This is a genomic window from Rhizobium sp. CFBP 8752 (assembly GCF_014842035.1).
Taxonomy (GTDB): domain Bacteria; phylum Pseudomonadota; class Alphaproteobacteria; order Rhizobiales; family Rhizobiaceae; genus Neorhizobium; species Neorhizobium soli.
In genome coordinates, this window is the sequence record NZ_JACYUZ010000003.1 from 66,484 (window position 1) to 86,235 (window position 19,752).

Annotated in this window: 15 protein-coding genes; 2 read left to right on the forward strand and 13 right to left on the reverse strand. The window is 60.7% G+C overall.

Annotated features, from left to right (window positions below):
- Positions 1–12 precede the first annotated feature (12 nt).
- The 6 genes from IFT59_RS16300 to IFT59_RS16325 all read right to left on the reverse strand — a co-directional run bounded on the left by IFT59_RS16300 (position 13) and on the right by IFT59_RS16325 (position 8,181).
- Positions 13–1,818: an ABC transporter ATP-binding protein gene (locus tag IFT59_RS16300; RefSeq protein ID WP_192087551.1), complete on the reverse strand. Its 1,806-nt coding sequence runs from the start codon at positions 1,816–1,818 to the stop codon at positions 13–15.
- 2 nt (positions 1,819–1,820) lie between these two features.
- Positions 1,821–2,675 carry an ABC transporter permease gene (locus IFT59_RS16305; protein WP_371816133.1) on the reverse strand — a complete coding sequence of 285 codons (855 nt, stop codon included), beginning with the start codon at positions 2,673–2,675 and terminating at the stop codon, positions 1,821–1,823.
- Positions 2,676–2,680: 5 nt separating this feature from the next.
- A complete protein-coding gene (locus IFT59_RS16310; protein ID WP_192087754.1) occupies positions 2,681–3,622 on the reverse strand; it encodes an ABC transporter permease subunit in 942 nt (313 codons plus the stop codon).
- 31 nt (positions 3,623–3,653) lie between these two features.
- Positions 3,654–5,183: an ABC transporter substrate-binding protein gene (locus IFT59_RS16315; protein WP_192087552.1), complete on the reverse strand. Its 1,530-nt coding sequence runs from the start codon at positions 5,181–5,183 to the stop codon at positions 3,654–3,656.
- A gap of 62 nt (positions 5,184–5,245) precedes the next feature.
- Positions 5,246–6,727 carry a M81 family metallopeptidase gene (locus tag IFT59_RS16320; RefSeq protein ID WP_192087553.1) on the reverse strand — a complete coding sequence of 494 codons (1,482 nt, stop codon included), beginning with the start codon at positions 6,725–6,727 and terminating at the stop codon, positions 5,246–5,248.
- A gap of 365 nt (positions 6,728–7,092) precedes the next feature.
- Positions 7,093–8,181, reverse strand: coding sequence for a D-TA family PLP-dependent enzyme (locus IFT59_RS16325; RefSeq protein ID WP_192087755.1), 1,089 nt, complete (start codon positions 8,179–8,181; stop codon positions 7,093–7,095).
- Positions 8,182–8,317: 136 nt separating this feature from the next.
- Here IFT59_RS16325 and IFT59_RS16330 point away from each other — a divergent pair, with 136 nt between their 5' ends.
- Positions 8,318–9,181, forward strand: a complete 864-nt coding sequence (locus IFT59_RS16330; RefSeq protein ID WP_113166174.1) for a MurR/RpiR family transcriptional regulator — start codon at positions 8,318–8,320, stop codon at positions 9,179–9,181.
- A gap of 18 nt (positions 9,182–9,199) precedes the next feature.
- On the opposite strand, the gene IFT59_RS16335 is transcribed toward IFT59_RS16330, so the two are convergent.
- The 7 genes from IFT59_RS16335 to mscL all read right to left on the reverse strand — a co-directional run bounded on the left by IFT59_RS16335 (position 9,200) and on the right by mscL (position 15,849).
- Positions 9,200–9,595, reverse strand: coding sequence for a RidA family protein (locus IFT59_RS16335; RefSeq protein WP_192087554.1), 396 nt, complete (start codon positions 9,593–9,595; stop codon positions 9,200–9,202).
- Between the two features lie 117 nt (positions 9,596–9,712).
- Complete coding sequence (locus IFT59_RS16340) at positions 9,713–11,473, reverse strand: putative bifunctional diguanylate cyclase/phosphodiesterase (protein ID WP_162237961.1); 1,761 nt, start codon at positions 11,471–11,473, stop codon at positions 9,713–9,715.
- A gap of 171 nt (positions 11,474–11,644) precedes the next feature.
- A complete protein-coding gene (locus tag IFT59_RS16345) occupies positions 11,645–11,848 on the reverse strand; it encodes a KTSC domain-containing protein (RefSeq protein ID WP_062579001.1) in 204 nt (67 codons plus the stop codon).
- A 170-nt stretch (positions 11,849–12,018) separates the two neighbouring features.
- Positions 12,019–12,786, reverse strand: coding sequence for a polysaccharide deacetylase family protein (locus IFT59_RS16350; protein WP_113109457.1), 768 nt, complete (start codon positions 12,784–12,786; stop codon positions 12,019–12,021).
- Positions 12,787–12,906: 120 nt separating this feature from the next.
- The gene (gene galE, locus IFT59_RS16355) at positions 12,907–13,941 is read right to left on the reverse strand and encodes a UDP-glucose 4-epimerase GalE (protein WP_113109456.1); all 1,035 of its coding nucleotides are present in this window, start codon (positions 13,939–13,941) and stop codon (positions 12,907–12,909) included.
- A 164-nt stretch (positions 13,942–14,105) separates the two neighbouring features.
- A complete protein-coding gene (locus IFT59_RS16360) occupies positions 14,106–15,281 on the reverse strand; it encodes a pyridoxal phosphate-dependent aminotransferase (RefSeq protein ID WP_192087555.1) in 1,176 nt (391 codons plus the stop codon).
- A 124-nt stretch (positions 15,282–15,405) separates the two neighbouring features.
- Positions 15,406–15,849: a large conductance mechanosensitive channel protein MscL gene (mscL, locus tag IFT59_RS16365; RefSeq protein ID WP_062578996.1), complete on the reverse strand. Its 444-nt coding sequence runs from the start codon at positions 15,847–15,849 to the stop codon at positions 15,406–15,408.
- A gap of 187 nt (positions 15,850–16,036) precedes the next feature.
- Between mscL and IFT59_RS16370 the strand changes: the two genes are divergently transcribed.
- Positions 16,037–19,558, forward strand: a complete 3,522-nt coding sequence (locus IFT59_RS16370; RefSeq protein WP_192087556.1) for a PAS domain-containing hybrid sensor histidine kinase/response regulator — start codon at positions 16,037–16,039, stop codon at positions 19,556–19,558.
- Positions 19,559–19,752 lie beyond the last annotated feature (194 nt).

Consider the following 19,752-nt stretch of genomic DNA (forward strand, 5'->3'; position numbering starts at 1 on the left):
GCACGAGGGTGCTTACGCCGCCTGCTGGACGAAATGGCCCGGCGAGACCTCGAGATAGGTGCGCTTCGGCGCCACGTAATCGAGCGGCCTCACGGGGCTCTTAATCTCTTCGGACAGTGGCGGCGGCGTCTCACCGCGGCGTGAGGGGTCGGGAACCGGCACGGCGGAAATCAGCCGGCGGGTATAGGTGTGCTGCGGATTGTCGAAAATCGCCGCACGCGGCCCGATCTCCACGATCTCTCCAAGGAACATGACAGCGACCCGGTGGCTCATGCGCTCCACGACGGCCATGTCGTGAGAGATGAACAGATAGGCCAGACCGTGCTTTTCCTGAAGCTCGAGCAGAAGGTTGGAGACCTGCGCCTTGACCGTGACGTCGAGGGCCGAGACGGCTTCGTCGGCGACGATGAATTTCGGCTCCAGTGCCAGAGCACGCGCGATCGAGATGCGCTGGCGCTGACCGCCGGAAAACTCATGCGGATGGCGATCGGCCATTGCCGCCGAAAGCCCGACCTGTTCCAGCAGTTCTGAAACACGCGCCTTGGCGTCGCGCTTGCCCATCATCTTGTGCGCAAGGATGGGCTCGGCAATGGCCGAACCGACGGTGATGCGCGGATTGAGCGAGGCAAACGGATCCTGGAAGATCATCTGCGAATTGCGACGCATGGTTCGCAGATCGCGCGTGCCGGCCTTGGTCACATCCTGGCCGTCGATGACGATCGAGCCGGCGGAGGGATTGAGCAGACGGATGATTGCGCGTCCGGTCGTCGACTTGCCGCAACCGGATTCGCCGACCAGCGACAGTGTTTCACCGGGGCGCAGATCGAAGGATACGTCTTCCACGGCATGGACCCGGCCATTCGGCAGATCGAAGCGGACGGCGAGATTTTCGACCTTGAGGATCGGTGCGACGGTCTGGGAAACGGGTTTCATTTCGCGGCCTTCGGTCGCCACGCCCGTCGCGGGATCGACTTCGGGGAAACGCTTGGGCGCCACGCACGCGCCCATTGCGCCGAGACGCGGGATCGAGGCGAGCAGCGACTTCGTGTAGATCGCTTTCGGGCTTGCGAAGATCTCGGTCGTCGGACCGGTCTCTATCATGTCGCCGCGGAACATCACGACGGTGCGGTCAGCGATTTCGGCCACCACGCCCATGTCGTGGGTGATGAACAGCACGCCCATGTTTTCCTCGCGCTGCAACTCGCGTAGCAGGTGGAGGATCTCGGCCTGGATCGTCACATCGAGGGCCGTCGTCGGTTCGTCGGCGATCAGCAGTTTCGGGCGGCAGGCAAGCGCCATGGCAATCATCACGCGCTGGCGCATGCCGCCGGAGAACTTGTGCGGATATTCGTGCAGCCGCGCCTTGGCGGCGGGGATGCGCACCCGCTCCATCAGCCGCACGGTTTCGGCCTCGGCTTGGCTCCACGACAGGCCGCGATGCAGGACCAGCGCTTCGGCAATCTGGTTGCCGATGGTGAAGACCGGGTTGAGCGAGGTCATCGGCTCCTGGAAGATCATGCCGATCGACCCGCCGCGGACTTTGCGCATTTCGGATTCGCTTGCGCTAAGCAGATCCTCGCCGTCGAGCAATATTCTACCCTCGGTGCGCGAGCGTCCCGGCGGCAGGAGCCGCATGGTGGAGAGCGCCGTCACGCTTTTGCCAGAACCGCTTTCGCCAACGATCGCAACCGTCTCGCCGGCATCGACGGACAGGCTGATGTTGCGGATGACGGCCTTCCATCCTTCCGGTGTCTTGAAGGAGGTCGTCAGGTTTTCGACCGACAGAACCGGCCGGGTCGTTTTTACTGTGTCGGTCATGATCAGCTTTCCTTCGCCAGCCGTGGATCGACGAGATCGCGCAGGCCATCGCCCAGCAACTGCAGGGAGAGAACCGAAAACACGATGGCAAGGCCCGGAAACACCATCAGCCACGGAGCGTTGTTCATGTATTCGCGGCCCGAAGCCAGCATCGTGCCCCAGGTCGGCATGTCAGTGGAAACACCGACGCCGAGGAAAGAGAGGCTCGCTTCCGCCAGCATGGCCGAGGCGAAGACGAAGGTTGCCTGCACGAGGATGGGCGATGCGAGGTTGAGGAGAACATGGCGGAGCAGGATCTGCCATGTCGGTAGGCCCATGGCGACGGCCGCCTCGATATAGGGCAGTTCGCGGAGCACCAGCGTCGAGCCGCGGATGATGCGGGCAAGACGCGGCGCATAGGTGATGCCGAGCGCCAGGATGACGGTGGTCAGCGACGGACCAAGTGCTGCGACGAGCGCGATCGCCAGCAGGATATCCGGAAAGGACATCATTGCATCGAGGAGGCGCGAAATTGGCGCGTCGAGCTTGCGGAAGAAGCCGGCGGCAACACCCAGGATAACGCCGAGAACCGTGGAGATGGCGACCACGCCGAGGCTGACCATCAGCGAGATCCGGCCGGCGAAGATGGCGCGCGAAAAGATGTCGCGGCCGAATTCGTCGGTGCCGAAGAAATTCGCCATCGACGGCGGCTTCAGCTTGTTGACGATCGACAGCTTGTTTGGCGCGTAAGGCGCGACCCAGGGCGCAAGCAAAGCTGCCGCAACGACGACCACCAGAATGATGGCGCCGGCCAGCATCGCGCGGTTTCCGAACAGGCGGCGCAGGCTTGACGCGAAGGGCATGGAAACGGAGGCCATGGTGTTCATAGGCGCACCCGCGGATCAACGATGATGTAGAGCATGTCGACGATGAAGTTGATGAGCACGTAGATGGCGGCAACGACGAGCAGCGCGCCCTGGATGACCGGATAATCACGCCGCAACACGGCTGAGACGACAAGGTTGCCGACGCCGGGAAGGCCGAACACGGTTTCCGTGACGACCGCACCCGCGACCAGCATGGCGACCGAAAGGCCGATGACGGTGATGATCGGGATCAGCGCGTTCTTCAAGGCGTGCTTGAGGATAACGCGGCCTTCGCCCGCTCCCTTGGCGCGTGCCGTGCGGACATAATCGTCACCGAGCACATCGAGCATTGCGGCACGGGTGAAGCGGGTGATCAGCGCCGAGTTGACGACGCCGAGCGCCACGGCCGGCAGGATGAGGTGATGCAGTCGCTCGAAGAACGGCGTACCCGGACCGCCATAGCCGGAGGCCGGGAACCAGCCCTGCCCGACGGCAAAAATCTGGATCAGCATCAGTCCGAGCCAGAAGCTCGGCACGCTTGCCGCAACCATGGTCAGTGTCACGACGATCTGGTCGAAGATCGTGCCGCGCTTGACGGCCGAGAGAATGCCGACGGGAAGCGCGATGGCAACCGCGATCAGGATCGAGAACAGGGTGAGGAAGAAGGTCGGCTCAGCACGCGCGGCAAGGGCAGTCGTGACCGGCTGGTTCAAGAAGATGGACTGACCGAGATCGCCTTTCAGAATGCCCAGCACGAACTGGCCGTACTGGACGAGCATGGGCGCATCGAGGCCCATGCGGGTGCGCAGCTGCGCGATGTCTTCCGGGGTCGCATCCGACCCCAGCATGACAGCGGCAGGATCGCCAGGCGTCACGCGAACGATGATGAAGACCACCGTCACGACGAGGGCGAGCACGATGGCCATGCCCCCCAGCCGTTTCAAGATTGCCTGTGCGATCCTTGCCATAACCAGTCCCTAGTTATCCAGCTTACTTCTTCGGGCTCACGTTCCAGAAATGCGGCCAGTAGGTCGGCTCGTATCCGGAAACGCCGTTGGCGAGACCCGAAACACCATTGAAGTTGCCGACCTTGTAGAGCGGAGCATCGTCATAGATGACCGTCTGGATGGCGTCCCAGGCCGTCTTCTTGGCATCATCGGTCGTGGCGTCCATGTAGGTCGCAACGGCCTTGGTCTTCTGGTCGGAGACGTACCAGCCCGGATAGGTGTCGGTGATCGTGTTGATCGTCGTCGGATCGCCCGGGAAGTTGGAGTGGGTGATGAAGATATCCCACTGCTTGGCATCGGCGCGACGGGTGGTCAGCGTTGCCCAGTCGACCACCTGCAGATCGACCTTGAAGCCTGCGGCTTCCAGATAGGCCTTGGCGACTTCGCCGATCTTGTAGTGGAATTCATACTGGCGGCTGGTCATCAGGCGCAGCGGCTGGCCATCGTAACCGCCATCCTTGAGCAGTTTTGCAGCCGCTTCCGGATCGCCTTCGCCGTAACGGGCAACGCCTTCCTCGGTGTGCCAGACGGAGCCTTCCGGGAAGATCGAGGCATCGACGCTGAAGAAGCGGTCATCGGAGAAGGCGGCGAGCATCATGTCGGATGCATTGAGCGCTGCCTGAACGGCCTGACGAAGTTCCTTCTTAACCAGAAGGCCTTCCTTCATGTTCATGTTCATCGACGCCCAGCCGGCATTCTTGAAGATCACGGGCTTGGCATTGCTGCTCTTTTCGACGCGCTCATAGGCGCTGACCGGCAGCGAGTCGGCGAAATCGAACTGGCCGGAGATCAGGCCTTCGACGCGGGTATTGGCGTCTGGAACCGGTACGAAGCGGATTTCCTTGGCGATTGCCTCGCGCTTGCCGGCATAGTTGCTCGGCTCACCCTCGGGCGACTTGTAGCCGTCGAAGCGGACGAGCTGGGTGTACTGGTCAGGCTTGCGTTCCTTCAGCGAATAAGGACCCGTGCCGACAAATTCGGTCAGCGTATCGGCGATCTTTTCGGACGGCAGGATGACCGACGCCTGCGACAGCGTTGCCAGCAGCGGCGCATAACGCGACTTCAGCTTGATGACGATGGCATGGTCGCCATCTTCCACGATGCTTTCGACGACGCCGGCAACCTGCTTACCCTTGGAATTGATCGTCATCCAGCGCTTCAGCGACGCCGTGACGTCCTTGGCATCGAAGTCGCTGCCATCGTGGAACTTGACGCCTTCGCGCAGCGGGATCTTGTAGGTGAGACCATCTTCCGAGAGCGTCGGCATGGCGGCGGCCAGAAGCGGCACGGATTTCCACTCGGCGTCGTAGGTGTAGAGCGTTTCGAAAATGTGCTGGTCGATCGTCAGCACAATATCGGTCGGCGTCTGCATCACGTCGAGCGATGGCGGCTCGCCGATCGTCGCAACCGTCAGCACGCCGTCGCCTGCCTGGGCATTGGCGTTTGTCAGCGCCAGGCTGCTGGTGCCGGCCAAAGCCGCCAGCGTCATGAGAACAAGTGCACTCTTTTCCATGGTCATCCCCTTGTTGTCTTCAGTAATCAAATCCCGGCCGGCTTTCCTGTCCGGTCGAAAATTCAGGCATCCAGTCCCAGCGGATCGGCGACCCGCGGCCATATTTCGAGGCTCGCTTTGCGATAGGGCGTCGTTGCGGGATTGGTCGGGTAACAGGTCGGCGCGGCGATATAGACGATCTCGGAGGAGACCGGCTGGAAGCCCGCGTGAAAATGGTTGGTCGACTTGACGAGCAGATAGGATTTCGCCGCGAAATCGATGCCCTGATTGGCAAAGATGTCGGGCTGGTAGGTCTGGGTGCGGCTGGTGATCAGCACGATATCGATACGGGTGCCGACCGGGCGCACGACGGCGGTGCTGCCGAGCGTGACGCGGCTGTTGCGAAAGCTCTGCCAGCCCGCATCGAATACGCTTTGCACCGTGACGCGCAGATCGAGCGGTTCACCGCCTTCCGGACCGGATTTTCCACCAATGCGCAGGCTGAGTTCCGCGCCCTCTCCTGCCGCCTGGCAGAAGGTGACGGCAATCGGATCCCAGATGGTCGCAACGGCGAAATCATCCATGCCGCGTTCCATCATCCGGCGCAGGATGAAGGTCGCATCACCCGCCACGCCGCCGCCGGGATTGTCCCAGACATCGGCGATCGTCACCGGCAATCCGGGATGCGAGGCGCGGATCAACACGGCCTTGTCGAGGCCCGCTTCGGTATCGAGCATGGGCATCGCAGTCTGCCGGCGCAGGCTGTAGAGCTCGCGCCCCAGGGAGGCCGCCAGCGCATCGCCCTTCGCCTTGTCGTTGTCCGTCACGACGACGATGCGGGTGCCCATGTCGGGCAGGTCGCCGGCCATGAAGCCATGGATGACCGAGGCCGACAGGATGCCGTCCTTGCCTTCCATTGCCTGCATGCGATCGACGAAGGAGCGCATCGGCTCGCGGCTGGTCGGGAAGATCGTGATCATCCGGCAGTCGAATGTGGAGATGACCGGCTTGATCTTGCCCTTCAAGGCCTGCAGCGCCAGCTCGATCACGTGTTCGCCGCGCTGTTCGAAATCCGTATGGGGGAATTCGAGGAAGGCAGCCATGATATCGAGATTGGCGACACGCAGCGCCGTCAGGTGACTGTGCGGATCGAATTCGGCGGCAACCAGAACATCCGGGCCGACAATCTGCCGGACACGGGCCAGAAAATCACCTTCGGGATCGTCATAGCCCTGCGCGGCCATTGCACCGTGAAGGCCGAGCACGACGCCATCGACGGGAAGCGCTTCCGTCAATTCGGCGAGGATCAGGTCGCGCAGCGCTTCATAGGTCTGGCGCTGGATCAGGCCCGCGGGCTCTGCCCAGCAGGACGTGCCCTCGATCACGGTAAAACCTTCGGCCCGGCCTCGGCGGCGCAGAATTGGCACGACGGACGAGCACAGCGTCGGCGTATCCGGATGCTCTCCGGGCCCGGCGAAGAACGCCGCCTTGAAGGCGTTCATATCCGTCGGAACGGGAGAAAATGTGTTGGTCTCGGTCGCCAGCGAGGCGGTGAAGATGCGCATATGTCTTATCCAGATAGGTCCGACGGCATCAGGCTCCCGTCATGGTCACCGAGCGCCAGCACCCCTATTGCATGAATTTTGTCGATCGCCGGAGCAGGCATGCCACGCTCCGGAAAACCTCAGTCCCGTTTCTCGTTCAGTTCGCCCATTCACCATTTTGGTGTAATTTATTTTCTTCATAATGCGTCAAACCCGGCTGAAGTCAACGAATTTCCAGACATCGCACCGATTTGTGTAATTTATTTTCTACAGGTCTAGATTCGGGGAAATTTTCACCTCCACGGCATTTCGCGCTGCGAACATGAAAAAGGGCGCCCGAAACAGGCGCCCCATTTTCATTCCGTCTGGGGAAATCGATCGGTAAGCTACCAGACGGTGCCGCGCGCATCGACGTTTTCGACGCGGGTGACGATGCCGTTCCGGTGAAACACCATCTGGTCGAACAGGTTGGTGACGACGCAGGTGTGGTTCGGCACGACCTTTACGATCTGGCCGATCTCCGCAAATGGCACTGCACAGCCCGAGAGATCGACCACCGCATGTTCTTCCGACAGCGAGACGATCCGCGCGCCCTCGAAGCCGACGAGTGAACCGTAATCCGAAAAGCCGAGCAGATCGGAGGTCAGCGCCTTCGAGCCGCAGTCGAGCACCGCCCGGTCAGGCGCCGGCTTCGAAACGACCGTTGCGAGGATATTCATGGCCAGATCGTCTGGCGTGCAGTGACCGGCGCGCACCATGCTGCGGTCGTTATAGACATAGGTGCCGGCCCGATGTTCGGTGGCGGAGGGCACCAGATGCGCCGAAAACAGATCCGGTGAACCGCCGCTGGACCGCACCGGGCATTCGATGCCCTTTTCCGACAGAAGCGACATGGTGGTCGCCATGAACTCCTCGACGGCCTCTGCGCCACCGATGGCCGGGTAGGTCATGATGCCACCGAAGCGCAGGCCGGGCGCCGCCGCAATCTTCTCAGCAAGAGCCACCGCCTGTTCCGGCGTCTGCACGCCGCAGCGTTTTGCGCCCGTATCGCATTCGATCAGGACGGTCAGCGGGCGATCGGCATCGAACGTTGCAGACAGGCCCGACACGGTCGTTTCACTATCTGCGACGACGGCAAGCTTTGACACGCGCGCATTCAGCGCCTTCAGCCGCGCAAGTTTCACCGGTCCGAGGATATTGTAGGTGATCAGGATGTCGTCGAAACCGGCATCGGCGAACACTTCAGCCTCGGTGACCTTCTGGCAATTTAGGCCGACGGCGCCGGCTTCGATCTGCTGGCGGGCGACGGCTGCGATCTTGTGGGTCTTGATATGCGGTCGGAACGCCTTGCCCTGCGCATCGCAGTAGGCCTGTACCCGCGCAATATTGGCGGCAAGCCGATCCTCGTCGATCACGGGCATCGGCGTTGCGATCTGATCGAGCGGCGTGCCGGGTTCAGGCCAGGGATAGTTCATGATGTAAACCTCTGTGGGCATGGCTGGTTTCGTTGATGCTTGCCCGCTTTGTGCTATCAGGGCAAGAACTGGTGAAATTCATTTTCACGATTGTGACGTGCTTCGTGTCTGCGCCAATTTTCGAGGAAAGTACCTGATGGATCTGTTTCACGCGCTTTCCGATGAAGAAGGCAGGCTCTCGGGCCTGGAGACGAAACTGGCGCAGTTTGCGCTCGCCAATGTCGATTTCGTGGTCAATTCCTCGATCAGCGACCTGGCCGAGCGCGCCGGGGTTTCGCCGCCGACCGTGACAAGGTTCTGCCGCCGGCTGGGTTGCCAGGGCTATTCCGATTTCAAGGTGCAGCTGGCCAAGATGGCCTATGTCGGCCTGCGCTATCTGAAACCGGAAGCGCCGACCGCGACGGTGGAAGAGGTTGCCCAGGACATCATCTCGAAAGCCCAGAACGCGCTTTTCGACCTGCATCGGCAGCTCGATCTCGCCGCGATCGAGAAGGCGGCGCAGATGCTGCGCGGCGCCGACTTCATCCAGGCCTTCGGTGCCAGCGGCAATTCCGCGATGGTCGTCAACGAGCTGCACAATCGCCTCTTTCGTCTCGGCTGCCGCATCAATGCATCGAACGACCACAACATGAACCTGATGATCTCGGCGGCAGCCCAGCCCGGCACGGTCGTGTTCGGCTCGTCCTATACCGGTCGCGACATGGGCCTAGTCCAGTGCCTCAAGCTTTTGCGCCAGCATGGCATTCCCACCATCGTGATGACGCAACGTGGCTCGCCTGTTTCCGATGCCGCCGACCTGACGATTGCCATCGACATGCAGGAGGGCAAGAACATTTTCCGTCCCACCTCGACCCGCTTCGCCTATCTTGCCGCGATCGACATCCTTGCCAACATGGTCGCCTATGCCGACCGCAACATCGCCCTCAAGGCGCTGCGCAGCATCAAGGAAGAACTGGTGCGCAACCGCGACGGCGACGACCGCCAGCTTCTCGGAGACTGACGGTCAGCATCTCGAAAATCAGTCGATCGGCTTGTAGGCAATCACGTCCATCTCGACCTTGGCATCGACCATCAGCGGCGACTGTACCGTCGAGCGGGCCGGCGGATGATCGATGAAATGCTTCTGGAACACCGCATTGAAGCTGGAGAAGTCACGGGCATCGTCGAGCCAGACATTGACCTTCACGACATCGGCCAGCGTGCAGCCCGCAAGCGCAAGCACGTCCTTGATGTTCGCAACGACCTGTTCGGTCTGGGCCACGATGCCACCGGTCACCACTTCGCCATCCACCGTCGGCACCTGGCCGGACACATAGACGAAATCGCCGGCGCGCACGGCCTTGGCGAATGGACGTCGCTGGCCGCCCGCCTGTGCGTCGGCCGCAGCGAGACGTTCGATTTTCTTGTGACTCACGATGCTCTCCGTAATTTATTTTCACCGACCGCGAATCTAGCACTGCCTGGATGCGAATTTCCAGCACCTCGGGGGAATACGAGAAAATTATTTACGGTAGTTAAAACTGCTCGGATATCAGCGACGCCTTGCCGAAGACGCGCGCGAACCGGTCGGCGCCGTCGTATGGCGCTTCTCCAAGCGCTTCTCGACGACATGTGCCGGCTCCGGCCGGCCAAAGGCAAAACCTTGCAGCAGGTCAACGCCAAGACTTGCCAGCACGTCCGCATGGCCGAGCGTTTCGACGCCCTCGGCGACGACTTCCATGTCCAGCGTCCGGGCGATATCGACCAGTGCGGCGACCAGGCGCTGCTGGGGCAGGCCATCCAGCATGGGCAGGATGAGCTGCCGATCGATCTTGACGCGGTCCGGGCGAAGCTTGATCAACCCGAGCAGTGAGGCATGGCCCGAACCGAGATCGTCGATCTCGATTTCAATCCCAAGCGACCGGATCGCATCGATATTGGCTCTGATCTCCGGTGTGAGCTCATCGAGGAAGATCGTCTCGACCAGTTCGAAACTCACCTGGCCTGCCGGGATATCGAGACGCTTGAGCTTTTCCTCCAAATCAGGATCCGAGAGGCGGGAGGCCGACATGTTGACGGACACGCGCGGCAGAGCAAATCCCTCGGCTTGCCATCGCCTCAAGTCGGCAAGGACGAGGCGCAGCATGATTTCGTCGATTTCGTCAATCAACCCGTTCGTCACCGCAGTCGGCAGAAATGCGCCGGGTGGTTTCAGCTCTTCTCCATGTTTCCACCGTACCAGCGCTTCGAGGCCCTTGATCGCGCGGGTCCGGGCATCGACCTGTACCTGGTAGAACGGCACGAAATTGCCGTTGGTGATGGCGCTGCGCAGCTCGTAGAGGATGTGTTTTTCGGCGATCGATGCGGCTGCCATGGCGGGCGAGAACCATTCGGCGCGGTTGCGTCCGTTTCTCTTGGCCTCATAGAGCGCGAGATCGGAACAGGCGAGCAGTCCGGTGACATCCGACGCCGAGGTTTGCGCCACGCCCATCGAACAGGTGACAACGACATTCTTGCCGTTGAGAAGAACGGGTGATTGTAGCTCGGCGCGGATTTCGGCGACGATCTTCTCCATCGCGTTGAGGCCGCGGTCCATCGAAACGATGGCGAATTCGTCACCCCCCAGCCGCGCCACGATATCTCCCGGGCGGCTTGCCTGCTTCAGGATCGACGCGACATGGGCGATGACCACATCTCCACAGGCGTGGCCATATCGGTCGTTGATTTCCTTAAAGTTATCGACGTCGAGATGGCACAGCGACACGAAGTCCAGCTCACCCCGTTTTGCAAGGCTGGCACATATCGCGTCGAAGCTGCGGCGGTTGAGAAGTCCGGTCAGGTGGTCGTGGTCAGCAGCATAGCGCGCTTCGGCGCGGCTCTGGTCTGCGGCTTCCCGCTCTTCCGCCAGTTGATGGCTTCGCATCACATCGTCGGTGACATCCCATTCCGCGCCGACGAAGCATGGCTCGCCATTCCCGTCGATGAAGAACTTTGCGCGTGAGCGAAGGTGGCGAATGGAGCCATCCTGGCGGATGATCCTGAACTGCGACGCATAGTCTTCGCGGTTTTCGATTGCCTTTTCGAAATGCGCATTGGCGGCATCTCGGTCGTCTGGGTGGACGCATTCGAGCCACACCACATCCGTCGGTCCCTTCGGGACACCGTAGAGCTCCTGTAGCTGCTCATCCCAGCGGGTCTGGTTCTTGCGCAGATTGTGCTGCCAGATGCCGATGCCGGAAGCCTCCAAAGCAACATTCAACTGGCGCAGGAGGTCGTCCAGTTCGTTGTTCGTCCAGATGCGTTTGTTTTCCATGGCTTGCTCTGCCGACATCAGTGGCGACGACAATAACAGCCATTACTTAGCGAATACTAAAACAATGTGCACGTGTTATTATGAGGGAGCTCTACCCTTTAAACACCGGCGATCCGCGTCAGCGAGATAGCTCAGGCCGTTCGCGACCGCCGCGCGACGCCGTTTCGGCGATCAACCGAACATCGGGAACTTGGACCGTATGTTTTCGATGTAATACTGTCCTGGCGACCGGGACCCTGCCAATTGCTGGAACACCTGCACGGGTACCGTCTCGAATTCGCGAATTTGCCCGTTTTTCATGAACAGCCGGAGACGCTCTGCACCTTCATCATAAGCAGCAGCATCGAAGAGAGATGAGTTTAGCTCTGCTTGCATAATCGCACTCCTTGAACGGAGACAATAATGCAGTGCAGCATAAAAATTGCAAGAAAATTTAAGCTTAATTAAGTAATCGAGATGCTCACGCTCTCTTCGTTGCTTTCACATGAAATTCGGAGGAACTAGCAATTTCCGAGCCCTACTTTTGAGGCTGATCCCGATCCACCTCAAAACAATCCAGGCAGCTTGGCGGTCGTCTCATGGTCGCCTGAGGCCTCGAAATCAGAGAGGCGAACGAATTCTGCGCCTCTGTTTTTCAGATCAACCAGTGCACGAGCGACCCCCTCGCCGGCGGCATGAGTCGGCTGGTTGATGTGTGAAATCACCACATCGCCATCCTTGGCAGCAGCAATCCGTTTTTCGGCAGCCGCGGCGCCGAGGAGCGAGCCATCATCGCCGTTCAGCGAATAGCCGGCGATCTTGAAACCCATGGCCCGGATCTCCCGGATGGCCGAGAGATCATATTTTGCCGTCGCGCCGCGAAACCAGTGCGGTCTCGGAAGACCGGCTGCAAGCATGGCGTCGGCTCCTCTCCCCACCTCGCGGCCGACAGCTTCAGGCGAGCCTGCGGCCGGTATGCCATAGATTGCGATCGGAATATCGACTGCGGGAATGTGATTCTCGCCGTGATTTTCCAGCTCGAAGAGATCGCTGTTTTCACGCAGAACAGCGACGGTTTCCGGATTGTGCTTCAGCCAACGTGACGTGACGAAGATCGTTGCGGGAATTCTTTCACGAACCAGCGTCGTCAGAATACGCTCGTCGGCCTTGCCCATGCAGGCATCGAAGGTAAGGGCAACACGGATGTGTTTCGCATTTCCCGCAGGCGCCACCGTCAGACGCGGCTCGACCAGTTTCTGAACCGCCAGAGTGTCTGCCTTCGCCAAAGGCGCAAGACAGCAAAGGAGGATAGCGGCGGTGGACAAGAGGCGCATGGTCAGTTTCCGCAGGATCGGGTTGTTCCAGAATCCCGCTTTTAATCCCCTGCACGCCATTCGACCATGCGCATTCTCACGTATCAGCAATGCGGCCGCATCACTGCATCATGCTTGCGCTCAGAAGCTCGCCGACGCGAGCCGGGTGCGGATCGCACGGATGCTTTCCGGACGGCGATCGCCCAGTTCCCGTTCCCAGCGGATTGCGGTTTCGACGATCAGGTCGAGATCGTCGTGGCGCGGGATCCATTCAAGAAGGCGCCGGGCGAGCGTCGCATTGGCGACGACGCTCGCTGCATCGCCCGGGCGACGCGGGCCGTAGTTGATGTCGAACCCGCGGGCTCCGGCTTTCTTGACCGCTTCGAGCACTTCCAGCACCGAATAGCCGCGCCCATAACCGCAATTGGCGATCAGAGGTTCGCCGCCACGACGCAGATAGCTCAGTGCCTTCAAGTGCGCTTCGACCAGATCGGTCACATGTATGTAGTCGCGCACACCGGTACCATCGGCTGTCGGATAATCGGTGCCATAGACATCGACGCCGCGGCGCTTGCCAAGAGCCGCCTCGCAGGCAATCTTGATGAGATGCGTCGCACCTTCCGTGGAAAGACCGGTGCGCCCAAGCGGATCAGCACCGGCGACGTTGAAGTAGCGCAGCGCGACGAAGCGGAAATCATGGGCTGCAGCCGCATCGCGCAGCATCAGTTCGGACATCAGCTTGGACTGACCGTAGGGGTTTTTCGGCAGCGTCGGCGCGCTTTCCAGAACCGGCGTGTCATCCTTCTGATCGCCGTAGACGGCGGCGGTGGAAGAGAAGACAAAATGCTTGATGCCCGCTTCGACGGCGGCTGCCGCCAGGAAGCGGGTCTTGCCGGTATTGTTCTCGTAATAATCCAGCGGATGCGCGACCGATTGCGGCACGACGATCGAGCCTGCGAAATGCAGGATGGCGTCGATGTCGTTTTCAGCAAATATCTGCTTCAGGATGATGGAATCGCCGACATCGCCGAGATAGAAGCGCGCCTCGTCCGGAACCGCCCAGCGAAAGCCTGTCGACAGCCGGTCGAGCACGACGACATCCTCGCCAGCGTCGAGCAGCGCCCAGACCATGTGACTTCCGATATACCCTGCACCACCCGTGACCAGAACAGCCATTTTCTCGCCCCTGCTTTTTCTTTCGCAGAGAGAAACACGGCCGTTCTTCAGCAAACCTTACCACCGGGCGGGGCCGCCGGGTTTAACGCGGAACACGGAAAACACGGCGTTCAGGCGATCGATAAAATTTTACAGACCGCCCTCTTTGCGGTGATGGAGCGGGGTTAGAGGCGCTTGATATAGTCCGCCAACCGACCGGCGGCTTCTTCGACATGGGCCGAATTGCGCAGAAAACAGGCCCGCAGAAACAGTTCGCCACCCTCTCCGAAGGCAGAACCGGGCGCCAGCGCCACGCCGATCTTGTCGACGATGTCCATCGCCGTCAGGCGGCTGTCGGTCACGCCGTCCACCTTCAGGAAGGCGTAGATCGCGCCATCCGGTTTCAGCGTCTGCACGCGGTTGGTGGCGATCAGCGCATCGCAGAGGATATCGCGGCCGGCGACGGCGCGGGCCACGTTCTCGTTGACGAAGCCATCGCCTTCGTTCAGCGCCACGACCGCGCCGCGCTGCATGAACTGGGCAACGCCCGAATTGGAATACTGGATGAGGTTTTCGATCACCTGTCCCATTTCCGGCGGGGCCACCAGCCAGCCCATGCGCCAGCCGGTCATCGACCAATTCTTGGAGAAGGAGTTTGCGAAGATGATCCGATCGCCCTCTTCCATGATGTCGAGGAAGGACGGAGCCCTTGCCGCACCACCGTAGTAGTAACGTGCATAGATCTCGTCGGCGATGATCCAGATCCCATGTTTGCGGGCGAGCGTCAGAATGTCTCGGAGATCATCAAGCGTTGCCGTCCAGCCGGTCGGGTTGGCGGGCGTATTGATGAAAAGGCCACGTGTCTTTGGTGTGATCGCAGCGTCCAGCGTGTCGAGATCGAGAGACCAGCCGCCGCCGGTAAAGGCAAGCGGCAGGCCGATGGCGGAAGCGCCGGAAAGCTCGATCGCGGAGATGATGTTCGGCCAGGTCGGCGAGAGGTAGATCAGTTCATCGCCCGGCGAGGCGATCGCCTGCACGGCCATCATGATCGCATGCATGCCGGAGCCGGTGACATAGAAATGCTCTGACGACAGCGTCTTTGAAAAATGACGCGTGTAATAGTCTGACAGTGCCTGGCGCAGTTCGGGAATTCCGCGCTGCCAAGTATAGAAGGTCTCACCGCCCAGAAGCGCGCTCGAGGCCGCCTGATTGATGAAATCCGGGCTCGGCAGGTCGCCCTCGCCTGCCCACAGCGGGATCAGGTCGCGGCGGCCACCGGCGCGGGCGTGATTGATGATCTCGACAATACCGCTTTCGGGAGTGGAGACGGCGCGCGGGCTGAGACTTGCAATGATCGACATGGTTCCTGAACATTTCCCTATGCTTTAATTCTGTTTAGCGCAGAGAACTCGGAAAATCCCATGACAATCCGTGGATCGGCGATCGTTTTTCTTGATGGATCGCCGATCTGTTGACGCGGTTGGATTACCGGATCGGGTTACCCGTCTTCAGAAGATCGCGGATTTCCGAAAGCAACTGGATATCGGCCGGCGGCGGGGCCGGTGTGGCATCCGCAGGCTTCTTTTCTTCCATGGCGCGGAGCTTGTTCACGCCCTTGACCATGAGGAAGATGATGAAGGCGAGGATGAGAAAGTTGATCGCGACCGTGATGAAGCTGCCATAGGCGAAGACCGCGCCCTGCTTGCGGGCTTCTTCCAGCGAGGGCGCTGTGACCGCGCTCGACAGCGCCACGAAGTAGTTGGAAAAGTCGAAGCCACCGCCTGTCACGGCACCTACGACCGGCATGACGAGATCGTTGACCAGTGATGTGACGATGCCGGTAAAGGCGCCGCCGATGATGATGCCGACGGCGAGATCGACGACATTGCCCTTGGCGATAAAGGAACGGAATTCGGAAACAACGGACATAGCATTACCCCTGCTGCTCGGGTTGTTGATCCGCCCCAACATAGTGCATCACCACTTGCTGAAAAGGTGAAAAAGACAGAGACTTAAAGATGACCAGGCATTGGACTTTTTGCCAATGCCGCGGCGATTTGCAAACCCTTGCTTTTGACCTAATCTCATCCGCGTCGCGGCATTGCGGGGAGGAGACATGCTTTCGGGCTGGGTGATCATCGTCGCCGCTTTCGCCTATATTCTGCTGCTGTTTGCGGTCGCAAGTTATGGCGACCGGAGAAGCCGCGTCGTGGGCGTGCCGAAGATCGGCCGGCCCGTGGTCTATGCGCTCAGCCTGGCGATCTACTGCACCTCGTGGACCTATTTCGGTGGCGTGGGTCTGGCTTCCCGTCGCGGGATTGAATTCCTCGGCATCTATATCGGCCCGATCCTGATGCTGACGTTGGGCATGCCGCTGATCCGACGCATCGTCGAACTCGCGAAAGCCGAGAAACTGACCTCCGTCGCCGACTTCGTCGCTGCCCGCTATGGCAAGAATTCGACTGTCGCGATGATTGTCGCGATCATCGCGCTGGTGGCCTCCGTGCCTTATATCGCGTTGCAACTCAAAGCCGTGTCGAGTTCGGTCGCCGTGATGGTCAATCCTTCCGACTACGGGATTGGCAGCGGCAACCTGCATTTCATCGATCTGGCCCTGATCGTGACACTGCTGATGGCCGGTTTCGCCGTCATGTTCGGCACACGCCATACGGATGCGACGGAGCATCAGGACGGCCTGATCCTGGCAGTGGCGATGGAATCCGTCGTCAAGGTCTTCGCCTTTGCAACCGTTGGGCTGACGGTGCTGTTCGTGCTGTTCGACGGCCCGGCCGACCTGATGGCCAAGGCTGCCGACAACCTCCTGATCACCTCGGCACTGTCCTACGAAACGCCGCTCAGCCGCTGGCTGGTTTTGATACTCCTCTCGGCCTTCGCCATCCTGCTTCTGCCTCGGCAGTTCCATGTGACGGTCGTGGAAAACCGCACGGATCGGGAACGCAAGGTCGCTTCGTTTCTGCTGCCGATCTATCTCGTCGCGATCAACCTGTTCGTGCTGCCGGTGGCGATTGCCGGACTGGTCACGTTCGGTGGAACCGGCAATGCCGACCTCTACATTCTCACGCTTCCGCTCCACGGCAATCTGCAGGTCGTGACGCTGATCACCTTCATCGGCGGCTTTTCCGCCGCAACCGCGATGGTGATCGTCGAATCCGTCGCACTGTCGATCATGGTGTCGAACGACATCATCATTCCTGTCTTCCTGCGCCGCAAGCTGATGGCGGCACGCTCGGCGCATGGGGGTCGTGCCGATTTCACCCGTGCACTTCTCAATATCCGACGGCTCGCGATCTTCGCCGTGCTGCTTCTCGGCTATGGCTATTACCGGATGGCGGACACCCAATCGGGTCTTGCCTCGATCGGCCTTCTGGCGTTTGCGGCGATCGCGCAGGTGGCGCCCGCGCTGTTCGGCGGGCTGATCTGGCGGAGGGCGAATGCCCGAGGCGCAATCCTTGGCATGTGCCTCGGGTTTGCGGCCTGGGCCTATCTACTGTTCGTGCCGAGCCTCGGCGGACCGGACAATTCCCACATCGCCGCGGCCGTGCTGAATTTCCTGATCCCCGGCACCGGCATATTTTCGGGTCCCGAAACCGATCCTCTCGTCAACGCGACGATCTTCAGTCTGGCGCTCAACATGCTTGCCTTCGTGCTCGGCTCTCTGTCACGCAATCCGCGACCGGTGGAGCGTTTGCAGGCCGGGATTTTCGTCAAGCGGCATCTGCGCTCGGAGTTTGCGACCCGCGGCTGGAAGACCCGTGTCAGCGTGGGAGACCTCAAGGCGACGATAGCCCGCTATCTCGGCGAGGAGCGCATGCAGCGTTCGTTTTCCCATTATGAGCGCACCGCGGGACGCCGGTTCGAGGACGACCAGCCGGCCGACATGGCACTGGTGCATTTTTCCGAACAGCTGCTGGGAAGCGCGATCGGTTCTTCCTCGGCACGGCTTGTCTTGTCGCTGATCCTGCAGAAGGCCGAGGATGCCAGTGCCGACACCGCCTTCCTGCTCGATCAGGCGAGCGAGGCGCTGCAGTATAATCAGGACATGCTGCAGACGGCGCTTTCGCAGATGGACCAGGGAATTGCCGTGTTCGACAGTGCCGACCGGCTGACGATCTGGAACCGGCGTTTTCGCCATCTTCTCGACCTTCCCGACCAGGTCGGCCAGGTCGGATTTCCGCTCTCAGATATCGTGGCGATGCTTTCGGACCGGGGTGACATTCCTGCAGACGAACAGGCGGATGTGGTCAACCGGTTCAAGACGCTGGATGCGTCGTTCTCGCTTGTCGTTGCAAGCGGCGAGCGGATCATCGAAGTGCGCACCAACCCGATGCCGGATAGCGGCATCGTTGCAACCTTCACCGATATTTCCGACCGTGTTGCGGCGGCAAAGGCGCTGAAACAGGCGAATGAAACGCTCGAACAGCGGGTGACAGAGCGCACCTCAGAGCTAACCCGCGTCAACCATGCACTGGGCCAGGCGCGTGCCGAGGCCGAGGAAGCCAATATCGGCAAGACACGTTTCTTTGCCGCTGCCGGCCACGATATCCTGCAACCGCTCAATGCCGCGCGGCTGTACTCATCCGCACTGGTCGAGCGCATGACGCCTGCCGACCGCAACGGTCCGCTGGTGCGCAACATCGATTCCGCGCTCGAATCGGTTGAGGCGATCCTTGGGGCGGTACTGGATATTTCGCGGCTCGACACCGGCGCAATGAAGCCGCAGCTTGAAACCATCGCCCTCGACGACCTGTTGCGCCGAATCGCGACCGACTATGAGCCGATGGCGCGCGAGAAGAACCTGACCTTCGTGGTGATGCCGACCTCACTCAGGGTTCGCTCCGACGCCAATCTCCTGCGCCGGCTGGTGCAGAATCTGGTGTCCAACGCGATCAAATACACAATCAGCGGCAAGGTTCTGGTCGGCGCGCGGCGGCATGGCGGGCGAGTATCGATCGAAGTGCACGACTCCGGCATCGGCATTCCGGCAGCGCAGTTCGAGACCGTGTTCAAGGAATTCGCAAGACTCGACGAAGGGGCGAAAACCGCAACCGGTCTCGGCCTTGGTCTTTCCATCGTCGACCGTATTTCGCGCGTGCTCGACCACCCCGTGCAGCTTGCATCGAGGCCCGGTCGCGGAACCATCTTCAGGGTGGATCTGCCGCTCGACGCATCGGTCGCGCGACCGGCGAAAGCCTCCGAGCGGCCTGAACGGCGCAAACGCTCGCAGCCGCTGACCGGGCTGAGGGTTCTGTGCATCGACAACGAGCCGAAGATTCTGGAGGGGATGGCGCTGTTGATTACGGGTTGGGGTTGCACGGTCAGGGAAGCGCAGTCCATCACGGCGCTGGACGAAATCACCCGTTCGGGTGAGCCGGCGCCGGATATCATTATCGCCGATTATCATCTCGATGACGGCGACGGGATCGCGGCGATCCAGTCGCTGCGTGCCGCTTACGAGGCCGATGTTCCGGCCCTGCTCATCACCGCCGATCGGTCCGCGGATGTGCGCAACGAGGCTGAGAAACACGGCATTTCACTGCAGCACAAGCCGGTGCGACCGGCGGCGCTGCGCGCTTACCTCACCCAGATCTCCGGTCTGCGGCGTCTCGCGGCGGAATGACGCAAACTGCTTAAAAAGCTGTTCATCGAATAGTCATCACAGACTGTTTACGGTTGAAATGTCTGAACGTCAGATACAAAGCGAGTGTCGCTCGGAACTCTCCGGCGCGTCGCGACGTTTAGGCGCGTGACTTCCCGGCCCGAAGAGGCCTTACGGACCGAAAGGCACGAGGCCATCGGAACCGGTAGAGACGG